The organism is Gammaproteobacteria bacterium, assembly GCA_022450155.1.
In the GTDB taxonomy this organism is placed as follows: domain Bacteria; phylum Pseudomonadota; class Gammaproteobacteria; order Arenicellales; family UBA868; genus REDSEA-S09-B13.
Genome location: JAKUQR010000020.1, coordinates 1 through 24,443, shown reverse-complemented (window position 1 = coordinate 24,443; position 24,443 = coordinate 1). Strand labels below are relative to the sequence as shown.

The window sequence follows — 24,443 nt, the reverse complement described above, 5'->3', positions numbered from 1 at the left end:
ATGTATCATTTAAGTTCATGACTCCTACTAAGTCAAACCCAATCAACAACGTTCAAATCAAACTGTCTCCAGATTCAATCGTGTAATAATTAGGTTGCCATCCCAGTTAGAGTCAAGTGGTTATCTCTTTGGGACCTATGGGTAGAAAGGTTGACTACCCTAGAATATTTGGTGCGTGCGCAGTTCAAATCAACCCTTCGAGAGAAAATGAGCACTCGACACAATATAAAGTCACTTAAGGAGCGCTACCCATGAACCTTGGACTTGAAGGAAAGGTGGCCGTCATTACCGGCGGCAGTGATGGCATCGGCAAGGCAGCAGCACTGTCAATGTCACGAGAGGGCGCTCGTGTGGCGATTGCCGCTCGGGATCAATCCAGACTGGACGCGGCTGTCGCTGACATTTCAGACCAGACCCAGAACCCTGTACTGGGTATTTCTACTGATGTCCGGGATGAAGACTCAGTTCGGTCATTGATTTCTCAGGTGGTTGACCAATGGGGAGGCATCGATATTCTGGTGAACAATGCGGGTACTTCTTCGACATCACGGTTTGAAGATATGTCAAACGAACAGATGACCGCTGACATTGAGCTCAAGGTTTATGGCGCGGTATACGGCACGAGACATGCTCTACCTTATCTAAAAAAGTCTGATTCGGGTGTGATCATCAATACCACTACACCCGGTGGCAAAGCCCCCGCTGCGGGCACCCAGCCCACTGCCCTATCACGGGCTGCGGGAATTTCCCTGACTAAAACCTGGTCCAAGGAACTTGCCGAGTTCAGTATTCGAGTTAATACCATCTGCATCGGCCTGATTAAGAGCGGCCAGCACCGTGCATCCTGGGCCCGAATGCACGAAGACAATCCTGACTACAGCCTGGATGACCATTGGCAAAAGATGAGCCAAGTTGTACCGCTTGGCCGGGTTGGGGAAGCAGATGAAGCAGGCGATGTGATCTGTTTCCTGGCCTCGGCTAAAGCAAGCTATATCACAGGTACATCAGTCAATATTGACGGTGGCCTGTCGCCGGTCGTCTGATCTGGAAAACCGATCATGAACAACATCGATAACGGTCTTAACGTTTGGCAGATGACAAGTAATCATAACCGGATGATCGATCTGCAGGCCGACACATCACCCCCGCGAGATGGACCGGTCGAGATCGCTTTTTTCGGCAGCTCGGCATTTCGTATCACCTCACCCAGGGGCGTCAACGTGCTCATCGATCCCTGGCGCAATCACCCGTCGAGGAACTGGGATTGGTACTTTCGAGATTTTCCAATCACCAGCGTCGACATAGGGGCCTCGACTCATGCTCACTTCGATCATGATGCGTTACACAGGCTGGAACAAGGTCAGTAACTGCTGTTCCGATTGAAGTTCATATTTACTCGGGCTGGTCGACAAGCACCGGTACAGGTTACTTGAGCGATTTCAACTGATCATTCAGGCTTGCCATATCCACCACCGGTCGGTGTCTGTAATACAAACACGTCTCCAGGTTTAACGGTTCGCTTGTCTCGACCGGTCATCTCGTCTTTCTCTCCATCAGCACACTCGACCCAGTTGCGGCCGACCTCGCCGGGATGGCCACCGGCCATGCCGTACGGAGGAACGATTCTGTGATTTGAGAGCATGGCAACCTCCATCGACTCCAGGAATCGGATTCGACGCAACGTGCCATCCCCTCCCTTGAATTGACCGCGCCCACCGCTATTCCGGCGAATCTGAAAATTCTCCAGAACCACCGGGTAACGCCATTCAAGAATCTCAGGATCGGTAAGACGAGTGTTCGTCATGTGGGTGTGGATCGCCGAAGTCCCGTCGAATCCAGGACCGGCACCGGCACCGCCACAGACGGTCTCGTAATACTGGTACTGCTCGTTGCCGAAAGTCAGGTTGTTCATCGTACCTTGGCTTGCAGCGAACACTCTGAGTGCGCCAAACAGCGTGTCAGTAACTGCCTGAGAGGTTTCCACATTACCAGCGACGACCGCAGCTGGATACTGCGGTGCCAACATACAGCCTTTGGGAATAATAATATTGATAGGCTTCAAACAACCCTCGTTCAGAGGAATCGCATCGTCCACCAAACAGCGGAACACATAAAGCACTGCTGAGCGGACAACTGCTGATGGTGCGTTGAAGTTTGACGGTCGCTGATCGCTGGTACCAGTGAAATCAACCGTAGCGCAACGCTTTTCCTTATCGAAGGTTATCGTGACCTTGATAACACTGCCTTCATCAAGCGGATAACTGAATTCACCGTCGTCCATCACATCAATCACCCGCCTGACCTGCTCTTCGGCATTGTCCTGTACATGCTTCATATAGGCATGCACCACGTCCACGCCAAACTGCTCAATCATGCGGTGAACTTCTTTCACCCCTTTCTCACCGGCAGCGATCTGTGCCTTAAGATCCGCAATGTTCTGTTCCGGATTGCGGGCCGGATATGGGCCAGACGCAAGATGATCACGCAATTTCTGTTCCAGAAACGTACCGTGATCGACCAGCTTGAAGTTATCAAACAGAATACCCTCTTCCTCCACGATACGGCTGTCAGGCGGCATCGATCCCGGTGTGATGCCACCGATATCAGCGTGATGACCACGGCTCGCCACATAAAACAGAATCCGGCTGTGCACCTGATCAAACACCGGCGTAATAACCGTTAAATCGGGAAGATGGGTGCCACCGTTATATGGCGCATTGACGACGTAAACATCTCCCAGACTGATTGAAGCCGCATTGACTTCAATAACCGTACGCACGGCTTCGCCCATGGAGCCCAGGTGAATCGGGATATGAGGTGCATTAGCGACCAGATCGCCATCGGGATCAAAAATGGCGCAGGAGAAATCCAATCGCTCCTTGATATTTACTGAATAGGCAGTTTTCTCCAAGGTCAGACCCATCTGTTCCGCGATCGACATGAACAAGTTGTTAAACACTTCCAGCATGACCGGGTCACACTCAGTGCCGATCGCGAATTGACGTTCAAGTGCAACCATGCGGGTCATGATCAGGTTGCTGTGGGTGTCAATTTCAGCCTGCCAACCGGGCTCAACAACGGTCGTTGCGGTCTGCTCACGAATAATGGCCGGCCCTGACACAAGATCTCCCGGTTGCAGGAGTTCCCGATCATAGACGTTCGTTTGCTGATCCTGACCAGCCATGTAAGCCGACACTTGGGCCAGCACCTGCGGTTTATCGGTAGTCCTCTGTGGTTGAATCACTGAAATCTCCGCTGTGTCCATTTTGCCGATGGCTTCAACAGCAGCGGCTTCGATGACGAGATGTTTATCTGCCATCACAAAACCGTAGCGCTGACGGTAAGCCGCCTCAAAGCGCTCACCCATCTGAGCCAGAGAACCAAATTCAATCTCAAGAGACGTATCAGTACCGTCGTAACGAAGATGGGCCCGCCGAACCACGCTGATCGAGGTGATGGGGATACCCTGATCCACCAAAATGTCGGTCGTTGATGCTGTCAGTTCATCCAAGGCCCGGGACAGCTCACCCATACTTATCTCCTTCAACGGCAACTCCAGCGCTCTCTCTCGAAGAGACCGTACATCGGCAAGGCCCATGCCGTAGGCAGACAGTACACCGGCCAGTGGATGCATGAATACCCGGGTCATACCCAGCGCATCTGCAACGAGACACGCATGCTGACCCGCAGCACCGCCAAAACAGTTAAGCGTGTATCCGGTTACATCGTATCCCCTCTGCACGGACACTTTCTTGATTGCGTTAGCCATATTCTCAACAGCAATACGGAGGTATCCATCAGCGACTTCAACAGGCGTTCTCGCATCACCGGTAGCAGCTTCGATCTGCTTAGACAGTTTCAAGAAGGCTTGTTTTACAGCCTCGACATCCAGTGACTGATCCTGCCCAAGGCCGAACACGGACGGGAAAAATTTCGCCTGCAGTTTTCCCAGCATCACATTACAATCGGTCACAGTCAATGGACCCGCGCGCCGATAACAAACCGGGCCTGGGTTAGCGCCTGCAGACTCCGGACCCACTCGGTATCTGGAACCATCAAAAAAACAGATCGAACCACCTCCTGCAGCCACCGTATGGATCATCATCATCGGTGCACGTATTCGCACACCAGCAACAAGCGTTTCAAAGGTGCGTTCGTATTCCCCATTGTAGTGTGCAACATCGGTAGAGGTGCCGCCCATATCAAACGATATGATTCGATCGTACCCGGCCGCTGCAGCGGTTTTCACTGCACCGACAATACCGCCAGCTGGACCGGAAAGAATTGCATCCTTGCCACGGAAAAGCCCGGCATCTGTCAACCCGCCATGGGACTGCATAAACATCAACCGAACGTCACCGAGTTCACTTGCGACCTGGGACACATAGTTGCCTAGCATCGGTGACAGATAGGCATCGACCACAGTTGTATCACCCCGACTGACCAGCTTCATCAATGGGTTGGTCTCGTAACTGCTAGATATTTGGGTAAATCCAATCTCGCGCGCAATATCTGCCACAGCCAGTTCGTGCTCTGGATAGCGATAACCATGCATAAAGACAATGGCGATTGATCGAATCCCATCGTTGTACGACTGCTGGAGTGAGGCTCGGGCCGCGCCAGTATCAAGTGACCGGTCGATCGTACCATCGGCCAGAACCCGTTCACTGATCTCTACCACCTGTTCGTAAAGCATGTCAGGCAGAACGATCTGCAGCGCAAAAAGGTCAGGTCGGGTCTGGTAGCCGATGCGCAGGGCGTCGGCAAATCCCTGGGTTGTGGCTAGAAGTGTCCTGTCGCCTTTGCGTTCTAGCAATGCATTGGTAGCCACCGTCGTACCCATCTTGACGGCTTCGATTACGCTGGCTGGAATCGAATCACCACGGCCGATCTCCAGAATATCGCGAATGCCCTGAACCGCAGCATCCTTGTAGTGCTCAGGATTTTCTGACAGCAGTTTGCGGCTGATCACGCCACCAGATGGAGTTCGGGCCACAAGGTCGGTGAACGTTCCCCCTCTGTCTATCCAGAATTGCCAGCCTTCACCCAGCTTCATGACCCATGCTTTATCGTGAATATCGTGTTGTTCGAGTACCAGTCAACGCTGGCGATCAGCATTGTAGTGTAGCCCCAGTTGAACGGGTACTGAAGTATTGGCCAGGTATCAATCAGATTCAGGCGCGAGCGGATCCCTTTGTTCCAGTTGCAGCAACAATGCGCGGGCTTCCTCATCGCTGTAGTGCGGCCACTCGGAAATTTCTTCGAGAGTCCGATTACAACCCCGGCAGTAACCGGTCACCGGGTCAATAATACAGATGCCTACACACGGACTGACAATCATTACTCATACAATGGTTGGTTTACTGAGATGAAGTATTTTACGCATCAGCTCAATTATATTTGGTATTCTGTTAACTTGAATGACGACACTGGAATCAGTCAGTGCTGTCATAACTTTTGGTTCATGTGGCCTGACCTTCCACGCAACAGATGGATGTCATTATAATTGGTGCAGGTGTAATCGGCAGCGCCATCGCCTATTACCTCTCACGCAAAGGCATTGGCGCGACTGTGATCGAACGCTGCGATACGGCCTGTGCAGCATCCGGCAAATCTGGCGGCTTTCTGGCCCGTGACTGGTGCGTCGGACAACCCCAGGACCAACTGGCCCAATTAAGCTTCGATCTGCACACCGACCTCACCGATGCACTTGCAACAGACTATGGCTATCGCCGTGTAGATACCTATGCCATGGCGTTATCGGATCGTCGCTCGTTTGCACGCGGTACCGGACTCAGCACGGCTGTAAACTGGTTAAACAATGAAGGCGTGGTCCATCAACTGCTCGGCGACACCACGACCACGGCCCAACTCCATCCAGAACGATTCACACGGGCCCTGCTAACAGCCGCCTGCACAGCGGGTGCACAGCTCAGGCTCGGGACCGTGGAGTCTATAGAACGGGACCCGGTGAAAAATCAGGTGTCCGGTATCACAGTCGATGGTAGGTTTCTAAGCGCTGACGCTGTTGTCATCGCTATGGGTCCGTGGAGCCTACTTGCCACACAGTGGCTGCCCCTACCGGCCATTTACGGGCTAAAGGGTTACAGTATCACGCTGTCCCCCAACACACCCGTCACAGCCGATGCGCTCTTCCTGGACTACGAGGACCAGCTCGGAGAGCGTCATGGGCCGGAGCTGATCCCACGCGCCGACGGCGAGGTTTATCTGTGCGGATTTTCAGGCGATGACCCGCTGCCTGTGTCACCGGAAGATGTTTCAATCGACGATACAGCCTGCAATCGCCTGCGGGTGCTTGCTGGCCGTGTCTCTACGGTGCTGGCGGAAGCGACCGTCGTTCAACATCAGGCCTGCTATCGACCCATCTGCGAGGATGCAATGCCTGTCGTGGGCGCGATTCAAGGCACTCGGGGTGCTTACGTTGCCACAGGCCATAACTGTTGGGGAATGTTGAACGCACCAGGCACCGGCCTGGCAATGGCTGAGCTGATCAGCGACGGCCAAGCCAGCAGCATTGACCTTGCACCCTTTGCACCTGACAGACTGCCGCCATTGCGCCAGTAGCGTTAACCATTGCGGCCCACTTCTCGAGTCCACATCGATGTTGTCTGTTTCCCCGGATAGAGGTGTTATCCTCTGCCTGGGATGATCAAATCGGTGTGCTGACCAGTACTTTCAGTATCGGCCCACGAAGTCCGGTCTGCAGCGATGGCCGTCAGACCCAGAGCACTAACCCCTAGCAATCGCTTCCAGAAATATGACCACACAGCCACCCCCACACCCCGACCACATTTTTGACCGTGAACTGATTACTGAGTCACTGGACAGGTTGGCAAACAGCTATCACCCACGTACTCAACCGGTACCGGAATCACCAGCCCTAATGCTTCCTGAGAGTTTGCCTGAGGCAGGTATTGGCGATGGCGCCGCTCTGGATACCTTGGCGCCAGTTGTACTGGACGCCAGCGCACAGCTCCATCACCCGGGCTACTTTGCCCATATGGACCCGCCGACTCCTGCCATCACCTGGGCCGCGTCGCTGTGGCAGGTCGCCACCAACCAGAATCTGCTGCATCCGGACGCTGCACCCGCCGCGCGCTCACTCACTGAACGGGTCGTTAACTGGCTGGCACCGTCATTTGGAATGTCCGGCGGCCATTTTGTGCCCGGTTCCACCATTGCCAATCTGACGGCACTATGGGCCGCCCGCCAACTCAAACAGGTCACCCGTATTGCGGCTTCAGATAAGTCTCATCTTTCAATTCGTAAGTCAGCTGAGATTCTAGGTCTGGAATACATTGCCCTGCCCACCAATTCACGCCACGAGGTGGACATCTCCACGCTGACTCAACTGGACCGGACCGCGCTGGTTCTCACTGCCGGTACCGTTGCGACCGGCACCATCGATCCTCTGATTTGGCCCGACGAGACAGCGTGGGTTCACGTCGATGCAGCCTGGACTGGGCCTTTGCGGCTGACAGACCGATTCGCCAGCTGCCTTGCCGGAATTGAGGCAGCGGACTCGGTTGGCTTTTCCGCGCACAAATGGTTGTATCAACCTAAAGGCTCGGCATTGGTGTTGTTTCGCAATGCCAAAACAGCACATGACGCTCTCAGCTACGGCGGGGGTTATCTCGCCACACCCAATATCGGGCTGCTCGGTTCTACACCTGCTGCAGCAGTTCCCCTAGCCGCAATGCTGCTGTCATGGGGACGAACGGGCCTTGTCGAACGTATTGAATCCGACATGGGCAAAGCGGATCAACTGGCAGACCTGATCAAATCGGATCCGCGATTTCTACTGTGGGGACCCAACCAGACCGGTGTTGTAGTTTGGCGACCGCTGAATGCCGAACCCAGTGTTGTCCGCAGCCGTCTGCAGAACGGTTGGGTGTCACTGACCGAAGTTGACGGGCAGACCTGGTTTCGATCCGTTGCGGCAAACCCCAGTGCTGACCCAAGTTATCTTTTTGATCAGGTGAGTGCTGCACTCTAAGCATGCAATGAAGTTCTCAAGGAGGGAAACGCTATGACAGCATCTGGAACAAGCACCTACAACCCTGAGAACTATCGTCTTCGGACCTTTTATGACGCCAGTGCACAGTTCAGGGACGGCAGTGGCACCCCCAGGGCCTATCTGGAGCGCTGTCTGGAGACAATCGAAGAAAAAGAACCCGTGGTCCGCGCGTGGGTGGTTTTGAATACCGAAAATGCACGCATCGCCGCAGACGAATCCTCCGCACGCTACAAAGCTGGCCGACCGTTATCGGCGATCGACGGCATGCCGATCGGCATCAAGGATGTTATCCAGACCAAAGATATGCCCACAGCACTTGGCAGCGCGATATACGAGGGCAGGCAGACCCACATGGATTCTGCCTCAGTCAACGCACTTCGACTGGCCGGCGCGATCATACTGGGAAAGACAGTAACCACTGAATTCGCTTTTATGGTGCCCGGCCCCACGACCAATCCCTTTGACGCCCGGTGCACGCCTGGTGGATCATCCAGCGGTTCGTCCGCTGCAGTTGGCGCCGGTATGGTCCCGGCTGCATTGGGCAACCAGGTGGTGGGCTCCATCATTCGCCCGGCAGCTTACTGCGGCAATATCGCGATTAAACCCACTTTAGGCGCACTGCACGGCGGTGAAGGGTTGAGCCTGAGTCAACTGCACCTGGGCATTCATGCCGGCTCCCTGGTCGACATGTGGTCGGTCGCCTACGAAATCGCGCACCGTGCCGGTGCTGATCCAGGCTATCCCGGGCTCTACGGCCCGCCCGAGCTGGCGCCTCCCGCTCAGCCCGACACTCTGATTGTGCTTGAGACCGAGGGCTGGTCGCAGTGCGATGAAACCACCCGCAACGCTTTCGAGGCGATCCTCGACCAACTGAGATCGCTGGACGTCAAGTTAGTCAGACGTAATGAACTTCCTGCAATTGAAGCATTTGAACAGGACATCGACGACAGCATGGTGCTCTGCCGAATTCTTTGCAGTTATGAAATGCGCTGGGCGCTACGCCATTACCAGAGCACCGGACTGCTGAGCGATGACCTTAGCTTGTGGCTGGAAATGGCCGAGGAAATCACCCTGGGCGACTATCGCAAGGCACTCGAAAAACGAGAGCGGATGAGAGCCAGTTTCGCCACCCTCAAGGACCTGGCATCGGCGATGATCACACTGTCCGCTCCCGGCCCTGCTCCAGAGCTGGGCGCACTGACACCTTCAGGCGAATCGGGTTATGCGTTCAAGACCGGCAGCCCCGCATTCAATGCGGCAACTTCTGCTCTTGGATCGCCTGCCCTCACCCTGCCACTGGCGGCGGTCCGCGGCCTGCCACTGGGTATACAACTTATCGGCCAGCCGCACACCGACTGGGATTTAACAGGTTACGGCGCTTGGCTGCAGCAATCCATCCAGGCGGTATCGATGTAGTCAGAAACCTCAAGACTGCAACCTCATTTCACTGGACTGCTACTTCTTAATACATCGATCAATCGGTGGTAACCGGGTTATCATCGAACCCAACAGTTTTTCGTGTTATGGAAACCAAGGAATAACAGCATGGATTTATTTGAAACAGTCATCCGCGGCGGCACTGTCGTCACGGCAGTCGACAGCACTTTGTGTGACGTGGGCATTTGTGATGGCCGCATCACAGCACTCGGTCTGGATCTACCCAGAGCCCAACATGAGATCGATGCGTCCGGAATGCTGGTACTGCCCGGAGGGGTAGAGGGCCACTGCCATATTGAGCAAGCGTCGTCTGTCGGCAATGTCATGAGTGCCGATGACTTTTACACCGGTACTCGATCCGCCGTGTTTGGCGGTACTACTACAACGCTATCCTTTGCTGCGCAGATGAAGGGCCAGTCGCTGCGCAAAGCAGTCGATGATTACCATGAATGTGCGTCGACGAAGGCCGTCATTGATTATGGCTTTCATTTGATCGTATCTGATCCCACTGAGCAGGCGATGCGCGAAGACCTGCCTGCCCTGATTCGTGAAGGCATGACGTCGTTCAAGGTTTACATGACCTATGACTCATTGAAGCTGGACGACCATCAGATGCTCGATGTGCTGGCAACTGCCAGACAACATGGCGCAATGGTGATGATCCATGCCGAAAACCACGACATGATCCGCTGGCTCAAGGAACGACTGCTTCAGGGCGGTTACGTTGCACCAAAATATCACGCCATCAGTCATGTAGAGCTTGCCGAAGACGAGGCGACGCACCGCGCGATTCGTCTTTCCGAACTGATCGACGTTCCGATCCTGATTGTTCACGTGTCGGCCAGCGAAGCAATGGCCGAGATCCGCCGCGCACAGACCGCTGGCCTGAAAGTCTACGGTGAGACCTGCCCTCAGTACCTGTTTCTGACCGCTTCAGATCTCGATCGCGATGGCGCCGAAGGTGCAAAATTCTGCTGCAGTCCACCACCACGTGATGCAGCCCACCACGATGTCATCTGGCGAGGACTCGCAAACGGTACCTTTCAGGTATTTTCCTCTGATCACGCTCCGTATCGTTTTGATGAAACCGGCAAGCTGGCTGCCGGCCCTAACCCGACTTTTCCGCAGATCGCAAACGGTGTACCGGGTATAGAACTTCGACTTCCGTTGCTTTTTTCTGAGGGTGTCGGCAAAGGCCGTATTAGTATCCACCAGTTTGTCGCACTGACCGCGACCAATGCAGCACGGATTTATGGACTATTACCGCGCAAGGGCACTATCGCGATTGGATCAGATGCAGATATTGCAATCTGGGATCCTGAAAAAGAAATCACCGTCGCCTGGGATCTGCTCCATGACAATGTCGGCTACACCCCGTACGAAGGTCGAAAACTCACAGGCTGGCCGGTGACTGTATTAAGCCGTGGACGGGTAGCCGTAGAAAACGGTGAGTTGAAGGTCGAACGCGGTAGCGGCAAGTTTCTGCCTCGGTATCTGTCCGATGCCGCACGTCCGCTTGGTCGACTGGTCAAGGAGATGGATGTCGATAGAAATTTCGGCGCAGACATCGGACCTCTGAGCCAATGAGATACAACCGACAGTTACGTTTATCCGATTGGGCTCATTCACACACCTAGACTGTCTGTAAATGAACAACCTTACATTTCGATCAACAGACCTTTCTGCTGATGTCGGGCGGCTGCAAAACAGAATCAAGGAACTCGGCCGGATCGGTGCTATAACCGGCGGTGGTGTCTGTCGTCTTTCTCTGAGCGATGAGGACCGCGACGGCCGCGATCTCGTAGTACGCTGGATGCATGATCTTGGCCTGGTAATCCAAATTGACGGTATCGGGAACGTTATTGGAACACGCACCGGCATCTTGGACAGTCCACCCGTTATCATCGGGTCTCATATTGACTCTGTTGCAACCGGGGGTCTTTATGACGGTGCGCTCGGTGTTCTGGCTGGGCTAGAGGCGATCCAAACACTGAATGATGCTGACCTAAAGACACAATACCCTATCGCTGTGGGATTTTTCACAAACGAGGAAGGTGTGCGGTTTACACCGGATATGATGGGCAGCGCTGTACACCAAGGTTCATTGTCCCTGGAAACCGCGCTGGAGACTGTCGGCACCGATGGCCAGACTGTCGGCGCGGAACTCTCCCGTATCGGTTACGCGGGTGACATCCCCGTCAACAACATGATCCCCCGAGCCTTTCTTGAGCTTCACATTGAACAGGGCCCCGTATTGGAGAATACGAACACCACGATTGGTGCCGTAACGGGTGTACAAGGAATATCCTGGACGGAATTCGAACTACGGGGCGTCTCTAATCATGCAGGTACAACGCCGATGCACCTGCGTCATGACGCAGGGTATGTCGCCGCAGCCATCGCCGTTGAAGCCCGGGCTATCGCTACGGATCTTGGTGCTAACCAGGTTGCTACTGTCGGCGTATCAGAGCTAACTCCAAATCTGATCAACGTCATCGCCAACCGTGCCCGGGTTATAGTCGATCTGCGCAATTCATCTGATACTAAACTGACCCTGGCAGAAACCAGATTGATCGACTTTGCCACGGATACAGTTGCTGCTGAAGGAGTAACACTGGAAAAACGGTCCCTGGCTCGATTTAGCCCTGTCGAATTTGATACCATGATCATAGACATGGTAGAAAAAGCAGCCGCTGCCTCAGACTACACCTACTGTAGACTTCCGTCTGGCGCTGGACATGATGCTCAGATGTTCGCGCCAAACTGTCCGACCGGTATGATCTTTATTCCATCAAAACACGGTATCAGTCACAACATAAATGAATTTTCTTCTGAACAGGATATTGCTGCCGGTATGGATGTTCTGATGAAAGTTTTATTGGAACTATCAGGCTAAATCCATGACTCGCTCGTTACCTCTCGCTGTTGCTCAACTGGGCCCGATCGCCCGTGACGAACCCCGCGCATCAGCCGTTGAGCGCATGATTACCCTGTTGCGCAAGGCGGATGATGCCGGATCGAAATTGATTGTATTCCCAGAACTGGCACTGACAACATTCTTTCCACGCTGGTATTTCGACGATCAGGCCGATATCGATGCGTTTTTTGAAACAGACATGCCCAACGCAGACACCGAACCATTGTTCGACGCTGCCGCGCGCGCCGGAATTGCTTTTTATCTCGGTTATGCCGAACTAATTAGCCACAACGATACGACCAGGCGGTTTAACACCTCGATACTCGTCGACCAAGCTGGCGAGATCGTGGGGAAGTATCGCAAGATCCATCTCCCGGGTCACCGTGAGCATGAACCCGATTTTCCCTTCCAACATCTGGAAAAACGCTATTTCGAAACCGGTGATCTGGGGTTTCCGGTGTTCAACACGCTGAACGCGACACTGGGGATGTGTATCTGCAACGATCGCCGCTGGCCAGAGACGTACAGAATGCTGGGTTTGCAGGGTGTCGAAATAGTCCTGCTGGGTTACAACACACCGGTCCACTATCCTCGCGCACCCGAACTCGATCATCTGCAGGACTTTCACAATCACCTCTCACTTCAGGCCGGGGCTTACCAGAACGGCACCTGGGTCGCGGCCGCGGCCAAGGCAGGCTGCGAAGAGAACTGCGACATGATCGGTGGCAGCTGTATCGTCGCGCCCTCCGGGGAAATTGTTGTCCGCTGTGAAACACTGGCCGACGAACTCATAACCTGGGATTGTGATCTCGACCTGTGCCAGATTATCCAGAACAACATCTTTAATTTTGCACTACATCGAGAGCCTGAAAACTACGGTCTAATCGTGCAGCCCCGGCGTCACACCTGAAGGACGGGCCACCCCCGCGACTGGACCATCTTGACGCAGCGCGATTCGTCACAGTAAGGTGGCAACGTTATCGTGGGTACACGTGTGGAGTTGCGATAGGTCCAACACGCAACCTCACCCACCAAACCCACAGAATACAGACTTTCCAGGCTCGGCTGACCTCGTTTAACGGGGTCAGGCAATACAACCAGGGAGACAATGCATGAAGCTCGTCGGGGTCGATGTCGGAGGTACGTTTACGGATGTCATTTTTGCCGACACCGAGTCTGGCCGCACTGAAATACACAAAGTGCCAACCACACCGGACGACCCCTCGGACGGTGTCAGCACCGCGATACGCGAACTGTGTGAGAGACACACCATAACCCCGGCAGATATCGATCATTTGCTGCACGGCACCACTATCGCGACCAACGCCATTCTGCAGCACGATGGCGCTAAGACCGGGATGATCACCACAAAAAACTACCGTGACATCCTTCACATCGGTCGCCACCAACGGCCTGAACACTACTCGATTATGCAGGAAGTACCCTGGCAGAATCGGGCTCTGGTCCGTCGCCAATACAGATTGACTGCCACTGAACGGATTGCGCCACCAACCGGTGAGGTCCTGACTGAACTGAATGAGGATGAAGTTCGTACCGCGATAGAGGAACTGAAAAACGCCGGTGTTGAATCGATTGCAGTGTGCTTTCTTTTCTCCTATCTCAACCCGGCACATGAGAACCGTGCACGCCAGCTTATCGAGGAAGAATATCCTGAATGTTTTGTGACAACCTCCTCGTCAGTTTCTCCCCAGTTCCGGGAATTCGAGCGTTTCACCACGGCCGCCATGAATGCCTTTATTGGGCCCAAAGTCAGAGACTATGTGAATCACCTCGCCACACGAATTGCGGATGATGGCATAGACGCAGACCTCCACGTAATGAGCTCCAACGGCGGTGTCGCGACAGCCAAGATGGTGTCTGAACGGCCTGTCATGACGCTGCTTTCCGGACCTGCGGCAGGCGTACTCGGTGGCGCCTGGACCGGTGAGCTTTCGGACCGGACCAAGCTGATCACTTTTGATATGGGCGGTACCTCTGCCGACATCGGGATCGTCAGCGACGGAACCTTCGCCCAGGCTTCAGCCCGTGACACATGGATCGCAGGCTACCCGCTGCTGGTCTCTATGATTGATATCCAGACGATCGGTGCAGGTGGTGGTTCTATCGCCTACGCTGATCCGGGGGGTGGTTTTCGAGTCGGTCCCCGAAGTGCGGGGGCAGTACCCGGTCCAGCAGCCTACGGCCAGGGAGGACAGCAACCCACTGTGACAGACGCTAACGTTGTACTTGGAAGGCTGGATAAAGATTATTTTCTCGGTGGGGAAATGTCGCTAGATGAACAGGCGGCTGAACAGGCGATTGCCTGTCTGGCATCAGACATGGGCCTGGACGTGCCCACTACTGCAGACGGTATCCTAACGCTGGTCACCGCGAACATGGCAAACGCAATTCGTTCCCGTACAGTACAGAAAGGAATCGATCCGAGAGATTTCTCTCTGGTTGCGTTTGGCGGTGCCGGCCCACTGCATGCTGTAGATGTCGCCCGTGAACTGGGTATGTCAGAAGTGCTCATTCCGCAATACCCTGGAATTACTTCGGCAGTGGGGCTGCTCACGACAGACCTTAAATACGACACAATCCGTACAGAATTTCAGGTCAGCGGTGACATCGATCTCCCACGACTCAACAGTGATCTTGCAACGATGGAAGAGGAACTGACCGACCAGTTTTTGGCCGATGGCCTGGATCGATCGGGACTCAGCTTCCTGCGTTCAGGTGACCTGCGTTATGTCGGCCAGGGATATGAACTCCGGATCACTTTCCCCGACGGGTTACTGGATGATGACAGTCTCACGGGGATTTTCGAACAGTTCCACAACCAGCACAGAGCCGAATACGGCCACGGCTTTCTGAATAGTGCGATTGAGATTGTGAACGCGCGGGTAACCGGTGTTGGGCAGATGCCGAAAATTCGCCAGCCTGACAGTATCGATGCAGGTACCCGGGAATCAGCACTGATGAAGTCCGGCGCCTGTATGTTCCGGGTCGACAATCATCTTGAGGAATTTGACACAGCGTTCTACCAGAGAGAACAGTTGCCTCTTGAACAACCAATTGCAGGCCCTGCAATCATCATCCAGCGGGATTCCACCACTGTTGTGCCCCCTGAAAATGAATTTATTTCGGACATGGCAGGCAATATGATCATCAGTATCGGAGAAAAGACATGAACGACACAGCGACGGCAGAACTGCAACTGGATATCGATCCGGTGACCGCAAGCGTCATCCAGGGTGCGCTGGAAAATATTGCGGTCGAAATGGGTTACAAACTGATGCGCATGTCGTATTCATCGATCATCCGTGAATCTGAGGATTTCGGTGCAGGGCTGGTAGATACTCGTGGTCGTGGGCTTGCCGAATCGACACAGTCAACGCCTTTGCAGTCTGGCCCGATTCCGGGTTATGTGCGAGGCATGCTGAAGGCGCTAGAAGACCGGGGCGACACGATTCGACCCGGGGACGTCATCATGCACAACGACGCCTATGGTGGCGCCAGCCATGGACCGGATGTCGGGTTTATCGTGCCGGTATTCGACGATGGCAATCTTATTGGTTATTCGGTCACCACAGCACATCATCTGGATATCGGAGCCCTGTCCCCGGGCAGCTGCGGTATCGTGGACGCTATCGATGCCTATGCTGAGGGACTGCAGTTCAAAGCCATAAAGGTCTACGACGAGGGTCGAAAAGTGGACGGGGTTTGGCACATGCTGCGTGACAACATCCGCGCATCAGATCTGGTGGTTGGTGACATGGAAGCGCAGGTCGCAGCCTCCCAAATTGGCGCCCAGCGCTTCCTGGCGTTGGTTCAGCGTTATGGCAAAGATACCCTCGAACGCGCCTGCGACCAGGTCATGGACCATGCGGAGCGCCTCATGCGCTCAGCAATCGCCAAGGTGCCTGATGGCACTTACCGGGCAAAAACCCACATTGATGGGTTCCTGGACAGCGACGAACCCAATAAAAAAGACCTCCCTATTGTCGTCACGATTACCATAGAGGATGAGGCAATGACCGTCGACCTCACGGGAACCGCGGACCAAGTGCCCGATAGACCGATCAACATGCCTTTTGTGGGTACCGTAGATATTGCCGTCTGGCTGACGATCCGTTCCGTACTGTTGGATACTGCAGTACATGGACATATTCCGGTCAACGATGGACTGTGCCGGCCTATCAAGATCATCGCACCGAAGGGTTGTCTTGCAAACCCAATATTCCCGGCCCCCACGATTGCCCGCTTTTGCCCCGGCAACCAACTTGCTGACACGGTCATGAAGGCGCTGGGTCAGGCCGTCCCCGCACAGGTTTCCGCCGGCATTGGAAACCTCAGAGTCATTGCATTTTCGGGACTGGACGGGGATGACTATTGGGTCCACATGGAAATCTGTGAAGGCAGTTATGGCGGGCGGGAAGGTATGGACGGGATGGATGCTGTCGACACGCTGTATGCCAATACCCGCAACAACCCCATCGAAGATATTGAATCTCACCTACCACTGCGGGTTTCCCGTTATGAACTTCGCGAAGATGTTTGCGGCGCAGGCAAATGGCGAGGTGGACTGGGCTCTATCCGGGAGTTTACGTATCTCAAAGACGGTGGTGGATCAATCGAAGGTGAAGGCCACAAATACCGTCCATGGGGTTTTCGGGGTGGGGGAGATGGCCACACCGCCGGCTTGACGCTGAGGCACGCGTCAGGTGAATCTGAATCTTTGCCTTCAAAAGTGCCGCATACCTCGGCCAAGGCCGGGGACAGTTTTATCTGTGTTGGGCCTGCCGGTGGCGGTTATGGCAATCCCCTGGAACGGGACATGAGGCAGGTACTTGAAGATGTACGCGATGAGCTGATCTCTATTGATACAGCCCGAATCGATTACGGTGTGGTCATCACTGACTCGCTGCAACTTGATGAAGCAGCGACTGCCGAGTGCCGGTCCAGCACTGGCTGATCCCCTCGGTGGCGCAAATATCCGACCGAATAGCGAGGTAATCAGGCTTTAGCTCAACGAATCTCGACGATCATCTCGACTTCAACCGGGATATTCATCGGTAAAGAGTTCATACCGACAGCCGAACGGGCTGCCCGTCCTGCATCGCCAAACACCTCCACCATAAGGTCGGAGAAACCATTGATGATACTGGGATGATTCCCGAAATCCGGCTCAGCGTTGACCATACCCAATACCTTGATCACCCGCTGTACGCGATCGAGATCCCCAATATGGTTTTTCAAGGTAGCCAGCAGGTTCAGGCCCACCAGGCGCGCCGCCTGATAGGCCGCTTCCTCGGAACATACCGTCGGTACCTTGCCGATTATGAAAGAACCATCGGGCCTGTTGGTGCCATGGCCCGATAAATACACCAGATTGCCAACGGTATGGGCACCGACATAATTGCCCAGTGGCGCCGGGGGATCAGGCAGTTCAATTGAGAGTTCTGCCAGACGGTCATCTATTACAGACATGCGCCCTCCTTATCTAAGTCGACAGTGATTGCTGTTAAAGGCATACGCAGACCACAGGTATAAGTCCATCCGAAAGTCATGAACGCGGTCATACACAACGCCCACCGTCAACCTCGAGCGCTACGCCGGTCAGGAACTCTGCGTCATCCGATGAAAGAAAAAGCATGGTCTGTGCGATATCATTGGGTGTAGAGAAACGACCTAGTGGGATCGTCGCCTCAAATTTCTTACGATTTTCAGGCGTATCCGGCACACCCATGAAAGTCTCGAGCATGCCGGTTTCACCGATCACCGGACAGATCGCATTGACCCTAACCTTATCCGGCGCCAACTCGACAGCGAGGGCCTTTGTCAGATTGTTGACTGCACCTTTTGAACTGCAGTAGACGGCAAGTCCAGGACGCGGCCTCAGTGCGGCTGTAGAAGAAGTATTGATAATACAGCCACCCCCATTCCGGCGGAAAACCGGTAGTGCTTCCTGAATTGCAATGAAGACAGCTTTGACATTGACATCATAGACACGGTCAAACTCTTCATCCGTAACCGTTGCGAATTCCTTATTCGAGTGCGAATAACCGGCGTTGTTGATCAGGATATCGAGCCGACCGCCCAGTTTCTCGGCGGCGTCTATCATGTTCCGGGTATCGTCCCTAGAGGTGACATCAGCATGGACATAGACGGCCTTACCACCCGTTGTATTGATCGAGTCAACCACTGATTCACCTGCCTCGTCACTGATATCCGCAACCACAACCGCCGCACCTTCTGTCGCAAATAGACGCGCAGTCCCTGCACCAAATCCAGACGCTGCTCCTGTAATAACTGCTACCTTGTTCTGCAAACGCATCAGTCTACTCCTCGCTTTATTTTAACATTGTGCCTGTCCATGGCGTGTATATGACCTAATCATAGGCTAACACCAGGACTGATTCCAATTCTGGGAATTAAGCCACCGCATACGTCAGCCTTACGAATCAGCGGATGCGGTCAGTCAATCTTGATCTTTTTCGCCACGTTTCACCTGCATGGAAAGCCCAGCCCGCCTGACGATCTTTTGTCCAGCCCTGGTCAGTGTACCGTGCCCATAGCGGTCTTCAATACGGTCAATCACCTGATTCAGGTTCTTCTTGCGTTGTGTGGATCCTTCGGAAAACAACTGTACTTGGCTGACGGTAGCGACTTCAAGGTTGGTGCAGCCAACACCGATTAAACGGATGGGCACTGCCGGACCCGAACGCTGCAATAGACCGCAGGCGGCCATTGCGATGGCCTGCCCATCATCAACGGGGTCGGGCAGGGTCATACGTCGACTGCGAAGCGGGTATCCGCGTGGACCAGGTGCTGTCCGCCGACCTTCTTTCCACTTGAGGACCACCGTTCGTGCCTGAATGCCGTCGCGCCTTAAACGGCGGGCAACCGACTCAGCATGTGTGCGAATCATCGACTCGAGCAGGCTGTGATCCGCAATATCCTCGGCAAACGTGTGCTCTTCACCGTAGGAAACGGCATCTCGATAGGGCTCTACATCACGAATGTCTTCTCCCCGCGCAAGTCGTGCAACTTCTACACCCCAGTCACCCAACTGTTCCCGCAGAACTGTATCTGAGGTTCGGGCAAGATCACCCAGTGTGTGGAATCCTGCCGCCTCGAGCCGCCCTACAGAAACTGGACCGACACCCCAGATTCGACTGACCGGCAGAGGGTCGAGAAAGGATCTGACATCGCGCCCCTTAACCCACTTCAACCCGTCAGGCTTAGCAACCTGACTTGCAATCTTGGCCACCATCTTGATCGGCCCGATACCAACTGACACCGGTAGGCCCAACTCCGAATGGATGCGGCGCCGGAGATTCTCACCTGCCGTTGCGGGATCACCCAATAACCGCTCAGTCCCTGTCAGATCAATAAAAGCTTCATCCAGAGACAGCCGCTCGACCAAGGGTGAAAATTCCTTAAATATTTCGAATACCCGCCGGGATTCTCGGTTATACAGCGGCATATTCCCTTTCACAAAAACCAGGTCGGGGCACTTGCGACGTGCCTCAAAAGAGGGCATAGCTGAATGCACACCGAATTGTCTGGCCTCATAGCTGGCTGCTGCGACTACACCACGAGCGCTGCTGCCCCCTACCGCAAGGGGTTTACCGCGGAACTCCGGATGATCGCGCTGTTCGACGGAGGCATAGAACGCATCCATGTCGGCGTGCATGATGACAGTTGTCGAGGTTGGCACGGGATTCTCAATATTCAGTCAGCCCCAGAACACGGTGTCTGTCCACTTAGCTTTTGTCAACTATGGTAACACTGCGTTCGACCTGATCCATCTGAAATCCACTGTACATCTCGTTCTGAAGGTGTACCCCTATCCAGATAGGTATCCTTAGCGAGTAGGTAAGAATAGTGCTTGAAAAACAGCCACAGAACAGATGATTCTATAGGCACCCAAGGCTCCGCATCTACCGAAAGCAAATTCCTATACATTAGGAAAAGGAAGTTTACTTATAGACACATAAGGAGAGGCATAATGAAAGACATTAATAAATTTACAAATGAGCTATTTAATAGCTCCGGGTTATCTGTTAATCCCAGCCATGATATTCATGATTTATGTAAAGAAATAAAAATAAACGGTGATGCTATTGAGGATATTGACTCTGATAAAGTGGAGAGCTTGAGTGAATTGGGCTTATCTATTTCAAGTGATTTAGATATTCAGGATATTTGGAAATATGCTGCCATTTTCTATACATTGAATGAACTTGGATTTGATTGCCTTGAAAATGTTCAGAGCACGGCTAGCGAGTTGTCAGGTTCTTGGGAAGAAGCTGTCACTATTCTAAGCACGAAAATAAGTGAAACGAATGTTACTTCAGATGCTGATGAAAAAGATATTACAGATCTTGTAGATTATATTATTGGCTGTATGTTTCTTGGGGTTGAAGCGGCATTAAATGACTCAAATGATGAAGGAATAGATGTCTGGGTAATGGGGGTTGGAAGTATATGTGATGACGGTCATCCCGTTGGTGATACTATATTTAAGGCCTGTGAAGATTTTAGTATCAAATATTCTGTTAGAGATATCTTGGGTGATTCTTTTATTCAGGCGCTGTTATCACTGTATTCTGTAGATGTTGATGATTATAGAGATGATGATGAGGGTGTTGATTGGGACCAAGTTTCAGGTGCTGTAAAGCAATTAATGTAATGTCCGCAAGGAAGGTGAAGCGGCAATCCTCTGGTTCAAAGAGGTGTTGAACAAATGATCGATCGCCTATTGCAAATGGAGCTTGAGTTCCACTTCTGGGGTACTGTTTCGCTGCTGTAGCCTGTCGGAACATTATCTGGTCAATCAGTATTGATCCGCCAGATTTTGCCCTGCGCCATGATCAAAACTACTGTGGCGATCCCGATTGAGGATAGCGTGTGGGCGCACCGTGCACGTCGAGAAAGCGGTCACGGAAACAACCCGGCCAGCGTTGAACATGCCGCCGAGCTGCCTGTCCCAGTTCGCGGTACCAATCCGGTAGGGGAGAGTCCCCACATTCCTGGGCCAAACGGTCATAGTAGTCGTACTGTTCGTTATCAAGTGCGTGATAATTTCTCTGGAGAATGCCGGCTGACCGGAGTTGTTCGGCACGTGCGTCCTTCGCTTCGTGCATCCGAGAAACAGTGGGCAGGTCGAATTCGCCATTCAACATTCGGGCAAACCAACGTGCCTGGATCTGAAAAATCGGGAACGGTATGATCTTAAACGGCAGTCCGATCAGTGCCAGTGTAGGTTGTGTGATGCAAAGCAGATCCTGATACAGTGGTGTTACCCAGTTATCTCTGACCTGAATCAGATGCTCGGATAAAAACCGAAAGCGATAATGGTAACCCGTCGCAAATACAAGGCTATCAACAGGTCCAATAAGAGTCCGATCCTCAAGTTCTATTCGACCGTCATCGATCAGACTCCTGATTGGCCCACACGAAGTAACATTTTTCAGGTGTTCTGTCTTTTTTAAGCGGGCTGCTTTCTCGCTGCCACACCAATAGACCCGTTCGACAGCAACCGCGATCTCTTGACTCAGGTCTGCACCTGATGACGCAGTCCCCACTATTGCGACCTGCATTCCTGCAAATCCATCGGGTGACCGGTAGTTATGACTGTGCACACAGCTGGCGGGGAAATGATCTGATCCTGGAATGTCAGGGACCCTCGGTTCGGTGTAGTGCCCATTACATACCATCAATGCATCGAATGCCTCAGTGGCTGAACCGTTGTCACCATCTATTGTCAACAGCCACCGGTCGTCATACACCGCCTGCAGCACTTTAGCGTTGAATCGAATCCGTTGCCGTATTGAGAATGCATCTGCAAATTCTTCCAGGTAATACAGCACCTGTGCGTGACCCGGATAGCGGGGCCACTCGTCGATACCACCACCTGACGAATCAAACGGGAAATCAAAAAATGCCATCAAGTCACGCGGCAAATTAGTACGCAACGATGCATGCATGGATGCATGTAATCGTGGACCTGTCTGTCCCAGTGGATCGAGCTCTGATGCGGCCTCATATACCCAGATGCCTCCTACCCGGGACGACTGCTCAAATACGCTCACCTCGTGACCAGATTTTGAAAGTTCACTCGCCGCGACTAGGCCCGCAGCACCAGCTCCGATTACGGCGACCTTCAAAGTTGCAGTCTAGTGAGCAGCAAAACGGCGGGCCTCATTGTCACGGCCATTTAGCCGCTGTAATCCAACAGTGCGTTCATTGGTCCGAGTGCCTGTATGGTTGAAGAAACTCGATCAACAACTGGGCAACCCTTTCGGGTTGCTCCTGCTGGACCCAGTGACCCGCATCTCTAATTAAATGAGTTCTAGGCACCTGCGAACAGACACCAGTCTTGAACTTTTCGAAGTCGCCGGGCTTCTGGTAAACCCCCCAGTCACTTTTGCCTGCAATAAAGCAGGCTGGCACATCGATACGCTGATCGGCAAACAACATTAGCTCCCGTTGGTAGGTCTCGGAAGTAGCACATCGATACCAGTTCAGACCACCCTGAAAGCCGGTCTTAGCAAAGGCTTTGCTGTAAACCAACAGTTCATCTTCCGTCAACCAATCGCATCGTGCTATCTGTTTCTGGCCTGGCATGTACAGTGCGACGGTCTCGGCCATATTCTGATCAAGATCCATGATGTAGTAGGTCGGCATCTTCGCCAATTCCTCAGCTGACCAGGCTGCCAGCGGATACGGTCGGTTGTCAGGCCAGTCAGCACTCTTATAGTGAAAATAAGCCCGCAGAAAGTCGTGCACACCCTGAGCACAGACGTACATGTCAGCGTTAGCCTCAGGAGTCGAGTAGTACCACTGATAGTGCTTACGCGGCCTTTGAAGGGTTGCTAACTGGTCGTGGATCAGGGTGCCTGAGTTGCTGGAGACACCGGGTGGACCGGCAAACGGTGCGCTCATCATCGCGACCGAACAAAATACATCGGGGCGCAGCAAAGCACAGTACGCGGCAACGGGTGAACCAAAATCGTGACCGACGACCGCAGCAACTCTGTCGATATCCAGCGCCCATGCAAGCCCCAGTACATCGCGGACAAGATTGAGCATCCCGAAAGCACGCGTATCACCGTCGTAGTTGGCTTCCCAGCCCAGTGTATCGCCGTACCCGCGCTGGTCCGGAGCTACCACGTAATACCCGGCCTGTGCGAGCATGGGCATCACCTTCCGCCAGCTATAGGCCAGTTCAGGAAAACCGTGTAGCAACATTACACACGGCCGATCTTCTGTTTCAAAACCAGCCTCAAGCACATGCATATTCAGACCGTTGCCGTTGTCGACTTGACGGGAGCGAAGGCCTTCCGGTAGTGGGATCATTGCCAGTTGAATCTGAAGGATTAGGGAGAACCGCTATTTTTTGTCCGCGAACCGCCTCCTGGCTGCAGCCGCAGTCTGATTTGTACCACTTAACTGGCTCTGATCCGCATCAGCATAACTGCCAACCTTGTGCAGTGCGCCGGCAATTGCGTTGACCGCTTCTTTGACCATAGCAGATGCTATCGGCGGATTGGTAGCACACCGTTGTGCCAGCCCGAGTGCGACATCGACTGATTGACCAGGTTCCGCTAAGCGACTGACAAGCCCCCAATCAAGCGCCTGATCCGGCGACATTTTCTCACCCAGAAGACAAATCTCTTTCGCTCGGGCAGGACCGACCAACGTCATCAATCGCGGCAACGCACCCCACTGAAGGTTCAGACCAACCTGCACCTCCGGAACAAACAAGTAAGCATCCCTCGCCAGTACGCGCCAATCACAGGCCAGACCCAGTGCACAGCCCGCTCCAACCATCATGCCCTCGGCTGCGGCAATGGTAATTTGAGGCAGATCCTCCCAGGCCTGACACAGCCTCACACCGCGATAGAACCGTCTACGGATCTCAAGGTCATTCATTGCTTCGAGGTCCCAGTTCTGCGCATCCTTCAGATCAATGCCTGATGAGAATGCGGCGCTTGCCCCGGTGAGCACCACACTCCTGACGGTCAGATCTTCTGCAAGAAG

The 24,443-nt window shown here is 53.6% G+C and carries 19 protein-coding genes; 11 read left to right on the top strand and 8 right to left on the bottom strand.

The annotated features are described in order from the left end of the window. Positions 1-251 precede the first annotated feature (251 nt). Both MK323_11185 and MK323_11180 read left to right on the top strand, forming a co-directional pair. A complete protein-coding gene (locus tag MK323_11185) occupies positions 252-1,043 on the top strand; it encodes an SDR family oxidoreductase (GenBank protein MCH2482716.1) in 792 nt (263 codons plus the stop codon). 15 nt (positions 1,044-1,058) lie between these two features. Further along, positions 1,059-1,367, top strand: a complete 309-nt coding sequence (locus MK323_11180) for an MBL fold metallo-hydrolase (GenBank protein MCH2482715.1) — start codon at positions 1,059-1,061, stop codon at positions 1,365-1,367. A gap of 80 nt (positions 1,368-1,447) precedes the next feature. Here MK323_11180 and MK323_11175 read toward each other — a convergent pair whose 3' ends face one another. Continuing rightward, positions 1,448-5,056 carry a hydantoinase B/oxoprolinase family protein gene (locus MK323_11175; GenBank protein MCH2482714.1) on the bottom strand — a complete coding sequence of 1,203 codons (3,609 nt, stop codon included), beginning with the start codon at positions 5,054-5,056 and terminating at the stop codon, positions 1,448-1,450. Between the two features lie 108 nt (positions 5,057-5,164). Beyond that, a complete protein-coding gene (locus MK323_11170; protein ID MCH2482713.1) occupies positions 5,165-5,341 on the bottom strand; it encodes a DUF1289 domain-containing protein in 177 nt (58 codons plus the stop codon). Between the two features lie 149 nt (positions 5,342-5,490). Here MK323_11170 and MK323_11165 point away from each other — a divergent pair, with 149 nt between their 5' ends. The 8 genes from MK323_11165 (at position 5,491) to MK323_11130 (ending at position 17,367) form a co-directional block, all read left to right on the top strand. Next, entirely contained in the window at positions 5,491-6,585 is a 1,095-nt protein-coding gene (locus MK323_11165) for an FAD-binding oxidoreductase (GenBank protein MCH2482712.1), read from the top strand. A gap of 193 nt (positions 6,586-6,778) precedes the next feature. Next, a complete protein-coding gene (locus MK323_11160; protein ID MCH2482711.1) occupies positions 6,779-8,017 on the top strand; it encodes a pyridoxal-dependent decarboxylase in 1,239 nt (412 codons plus the stop codon). Between the two features lie 33 nt (positions 8,018-8,050). Beyond that, a complete protein-coding gene (locus tag MK323_11155) occupies positions 8,051-9,454 on the top strand; it encodes an amidase (protein ID MCH2482710.1) in 1,404 nt (467 codons plus the stop codon). Between the two features lie 129 nt (positions 9,455-9,583). Continuing rightward, a complete protein-coding gene (gene hydA, locus MK323_11150) occupies positions 9,584-11,062 on the top strand; it encodes a dihydropyrimidinase (protein MCH2482709.1) in 1,479 nt (492 codons plus the stop codon). A gap of 61 nt (positions 11,063-11,123) precedes the next feature. Further along, the gene (locus tag MK323_11145) at positions 11,124-12,371 is read left to right on the top strand and encodes an allantoate amidohydrolase (protein MCH2482708.1); all 1,248 of its coding nucleotides are present in this window, start codon (positions 11,124-11,126) and stop codon (positions 12,369-12,371) included. Positions 12,372-12,375: 4 nt separating this feature from the next. Then, on the top strand, positions 12,376-13,302 hold the full coding sequence (locus tag MK323_11140) for an N-carbamoyl-D-amino-acid hydrolase (protein ID MCH2482707.1): 927 nt from the start codon (positions 12,376-12,378) through the stop codon (positions 13,300-13,302). A 202-nt stretch (positions 13,303-13,504) separates the two neighbouring features. Beyond that, on the top strand, positions 13,505-15,583 hold the full coding sequence (locus MK323_11135; protein ID MCH2482706.1) for a hydantoinase/oxoprolinase family protein: 2,079 nt from the start codon (positions 13,505-13,507) through the stop codon (positions 15,581-15,583). Continuing rightward, on the top strand, positions 15,580-17,367 hold the full coding sequence (locus MK323_11130; GenBank protein ID MCH2482705.1) for a hydantoinase B/oxoprolinase family protein: 1,788 nt from the start codon (positions 15,580-15,582) through the stop codon (positions 17,365-17,367). The genes MK323_11135 and MK323_11130 overlap by 4 nt, the downstream gene beginning before the upstream one ends. Before the next feature lie 53 nt (positions 17,368-17,420). Here the strand turns inward: MK323_11130 and MK323_11125 are convergent, their stop codons facing one another. From MK323_11125 to dinB, 3 genes are all read right to left on the bottom strand, one after another. Beyond that, positions 17,421-17,882 (bottom strand): RidA family protein, encoded by a 462-nt coding sequence (locus tag MK323_11125; protein ID MCH2482704.1) that lies wholly within the window; start codon positions 17,880-17,882, stop codon positions 17,421-17,423. 88 nt (positions 17,883-17,970) lie between these two features. Next, complete coding sequence (locus MK323_11120; protein ID MCH2482703.1) at positions 17,971-18,729, bottom strand: glucose 1-dehydrogenase; 759 nt, start codon at positions 18,727-18,729, stop codon at positions 17,971-17,973. 144 nt (positions 18,730-18,873) lie between these two features. Beyond that, positions 18,874-20,115 (bottom strand): DNA polymerase IV, encoded by a 1,242-nt coding sequence (gene dinB, locus MK323_11115; protein ID MCH2482702.1) that lies wholly within the window; start codon positions 20,113-20,115, stop codon positions 18,874-18,876. Positions 20,116-20,406: 291 nt separating this feature from the next. Here dinB and MK323_11110 point away from each other — a divergent pair, with 291 nt between their 5' ends. Further along, a complete protein-coding gene (locus MK323_11110; protein ID MCH2482701.1) occupies positions 20,407-21,090 on the top strand; it encodes a hypothetical protein in 684 nt (227 codons plus the stop codon). 187 nt (positions 21,091-21,277) lie between these two features. On the opposite strand, the gene MK323_11105 is transcribed toward MK323_11110, so the two are convergent. The 3 genes from MK323_11105 to MK323_11095 form a co-directional block, all read right to left on the bottom strand. Further along, positions 21,278-22,567, bottom strand: a complete 1,290-nt coding sequence (locus MK323_11105) for an NAD(P)-binding domain-containing protein (protein ID MCH2482700.1) — start codon at positions 22,565-22,567, stop codon at positions 21,278-21,280. Positions 22,568-22,643: 76 nt separating this feature from the next. Then, positions 22,644-23,759: an alpha/beta hydrolase gene (locus MK323_11100; GenBank protein MCH2482699.1), complete on the bottom strand. Its 1,116-nt coding sequence runs from the start codon at positions 23,757-23,759 to the stop codon at positions 22,644-22,646. A gap of 33 nt (positions 23,760-23,792) precedes the next feature. Next, the coding region (locus tag MK323_11095) for an enoyl-CoA hydratase/isomerase family protein (protein MCH2482698.1) at positions 23,793-24,443 on the bottom strand (651 nt) is incomplete at its 5' end.

Coding starts and splice junctions, on each gene's coding strand:
- MK323_11140 (MCH2482707.1), top strand. CDS start 12,376: ATGACTCGCTCGTTACCTCTCGCTGTTGCTCAACTGGGCCCGATCGCC.
- MK323_11145 (MCH2482708.1), top strand. CDS start 11,124: ATGAACAACCTTACATTTCGATCAACAGACCTTTCTGCTGATGTCGGG.
- MK323_11135 (MCH2482706.1), top strand. CDS start 13,505: ATGAAGCTCGTCGGGGTCGATGTCGGAGGTACGTTTACGGATGTCATT.
- MK323_11125 (MCH2482704.1), bottom strand. CDS start 17,882: ATGTCTGTAATAGATGACCGTCTGGCAGAACTCTCAATTGAACTGCCT.
- MK323_11130 (MCH2482705.1), top strand. CDS start 15,580: ATGAACGACACAGCGACGGCAGAACTGCAACTGGATATCGATCCGGTG.
- MK323_11160 (MCH2482711.1), top strand. CDS start 6,779: ATGACCACACAGCCACCCCCACACCCCGACCACATTTTTGACCGTGAA.
- MK323_11170 (MCH2482713.1), bottom strand. CDS start 5,341: ATGATTGTCAGTCCGTGTGTAGGCATCTGTATTATTGACCCGGTGACC.
- MK323_11155 (MCH2482710.1), top strand. CDS start 8,051: ATGACAGCATCTGGAACAAGCACCTACAACCCTGAGAACTATCGTCTT.
- MK323_11165 (MCH2482712.1), top strand. CDS start 5,491: ATGGATGTCATTATAATTGGTGCAGGTGTAATCGGCAGCGCCATCGCC.
- MK323_11175 (MCH2482714.1), bottom strand. CDS start 5,056: ATGAAGCTGGGTGAAGGCTGGCAATTCTGGATAGACAGAGGGGGAACG.
- hydA (MCH2482709.1), top strand. CDS start 9,584: ATGGATTTATTTGAAACAGTCATCCGCGGCGGCACTGTCGTCACGGCA.
- MK323_11185 (MCH2482716.1), top strand. CDS start 252: ATGAACCTTGGACTTGAAGGAAAGGTGGCCGTCATTACCGGCGGCAGT.
- MK323_11180 (MCH2482715.1), top strand. CDS start 1,059: ATGAACAACATCGATAACGGTCTTAACGTTTGGCAGATGACAAGTAAT.
- MK323_11110 (MCH2482701.1), top strand. CDS start 20,407: ATGAAAGACATTAATAAATTTACAAATGAGCTATTTAATAGCTCCGGG.
- MK323_11100 (MCH2482699.1), bottom strand. CDS start 23,759: ATGATCCCACTACCGGAAGGCCTTCGCTCCCGTCAAGTCGACAACGGC.
- MK323_11120 (MCH2482703.1), bottom strand. CDS start 18,729: ATGCGTTTGCAGAACAAGGTAGCAGTTATTACAGGAGCAGCGTCTGGA.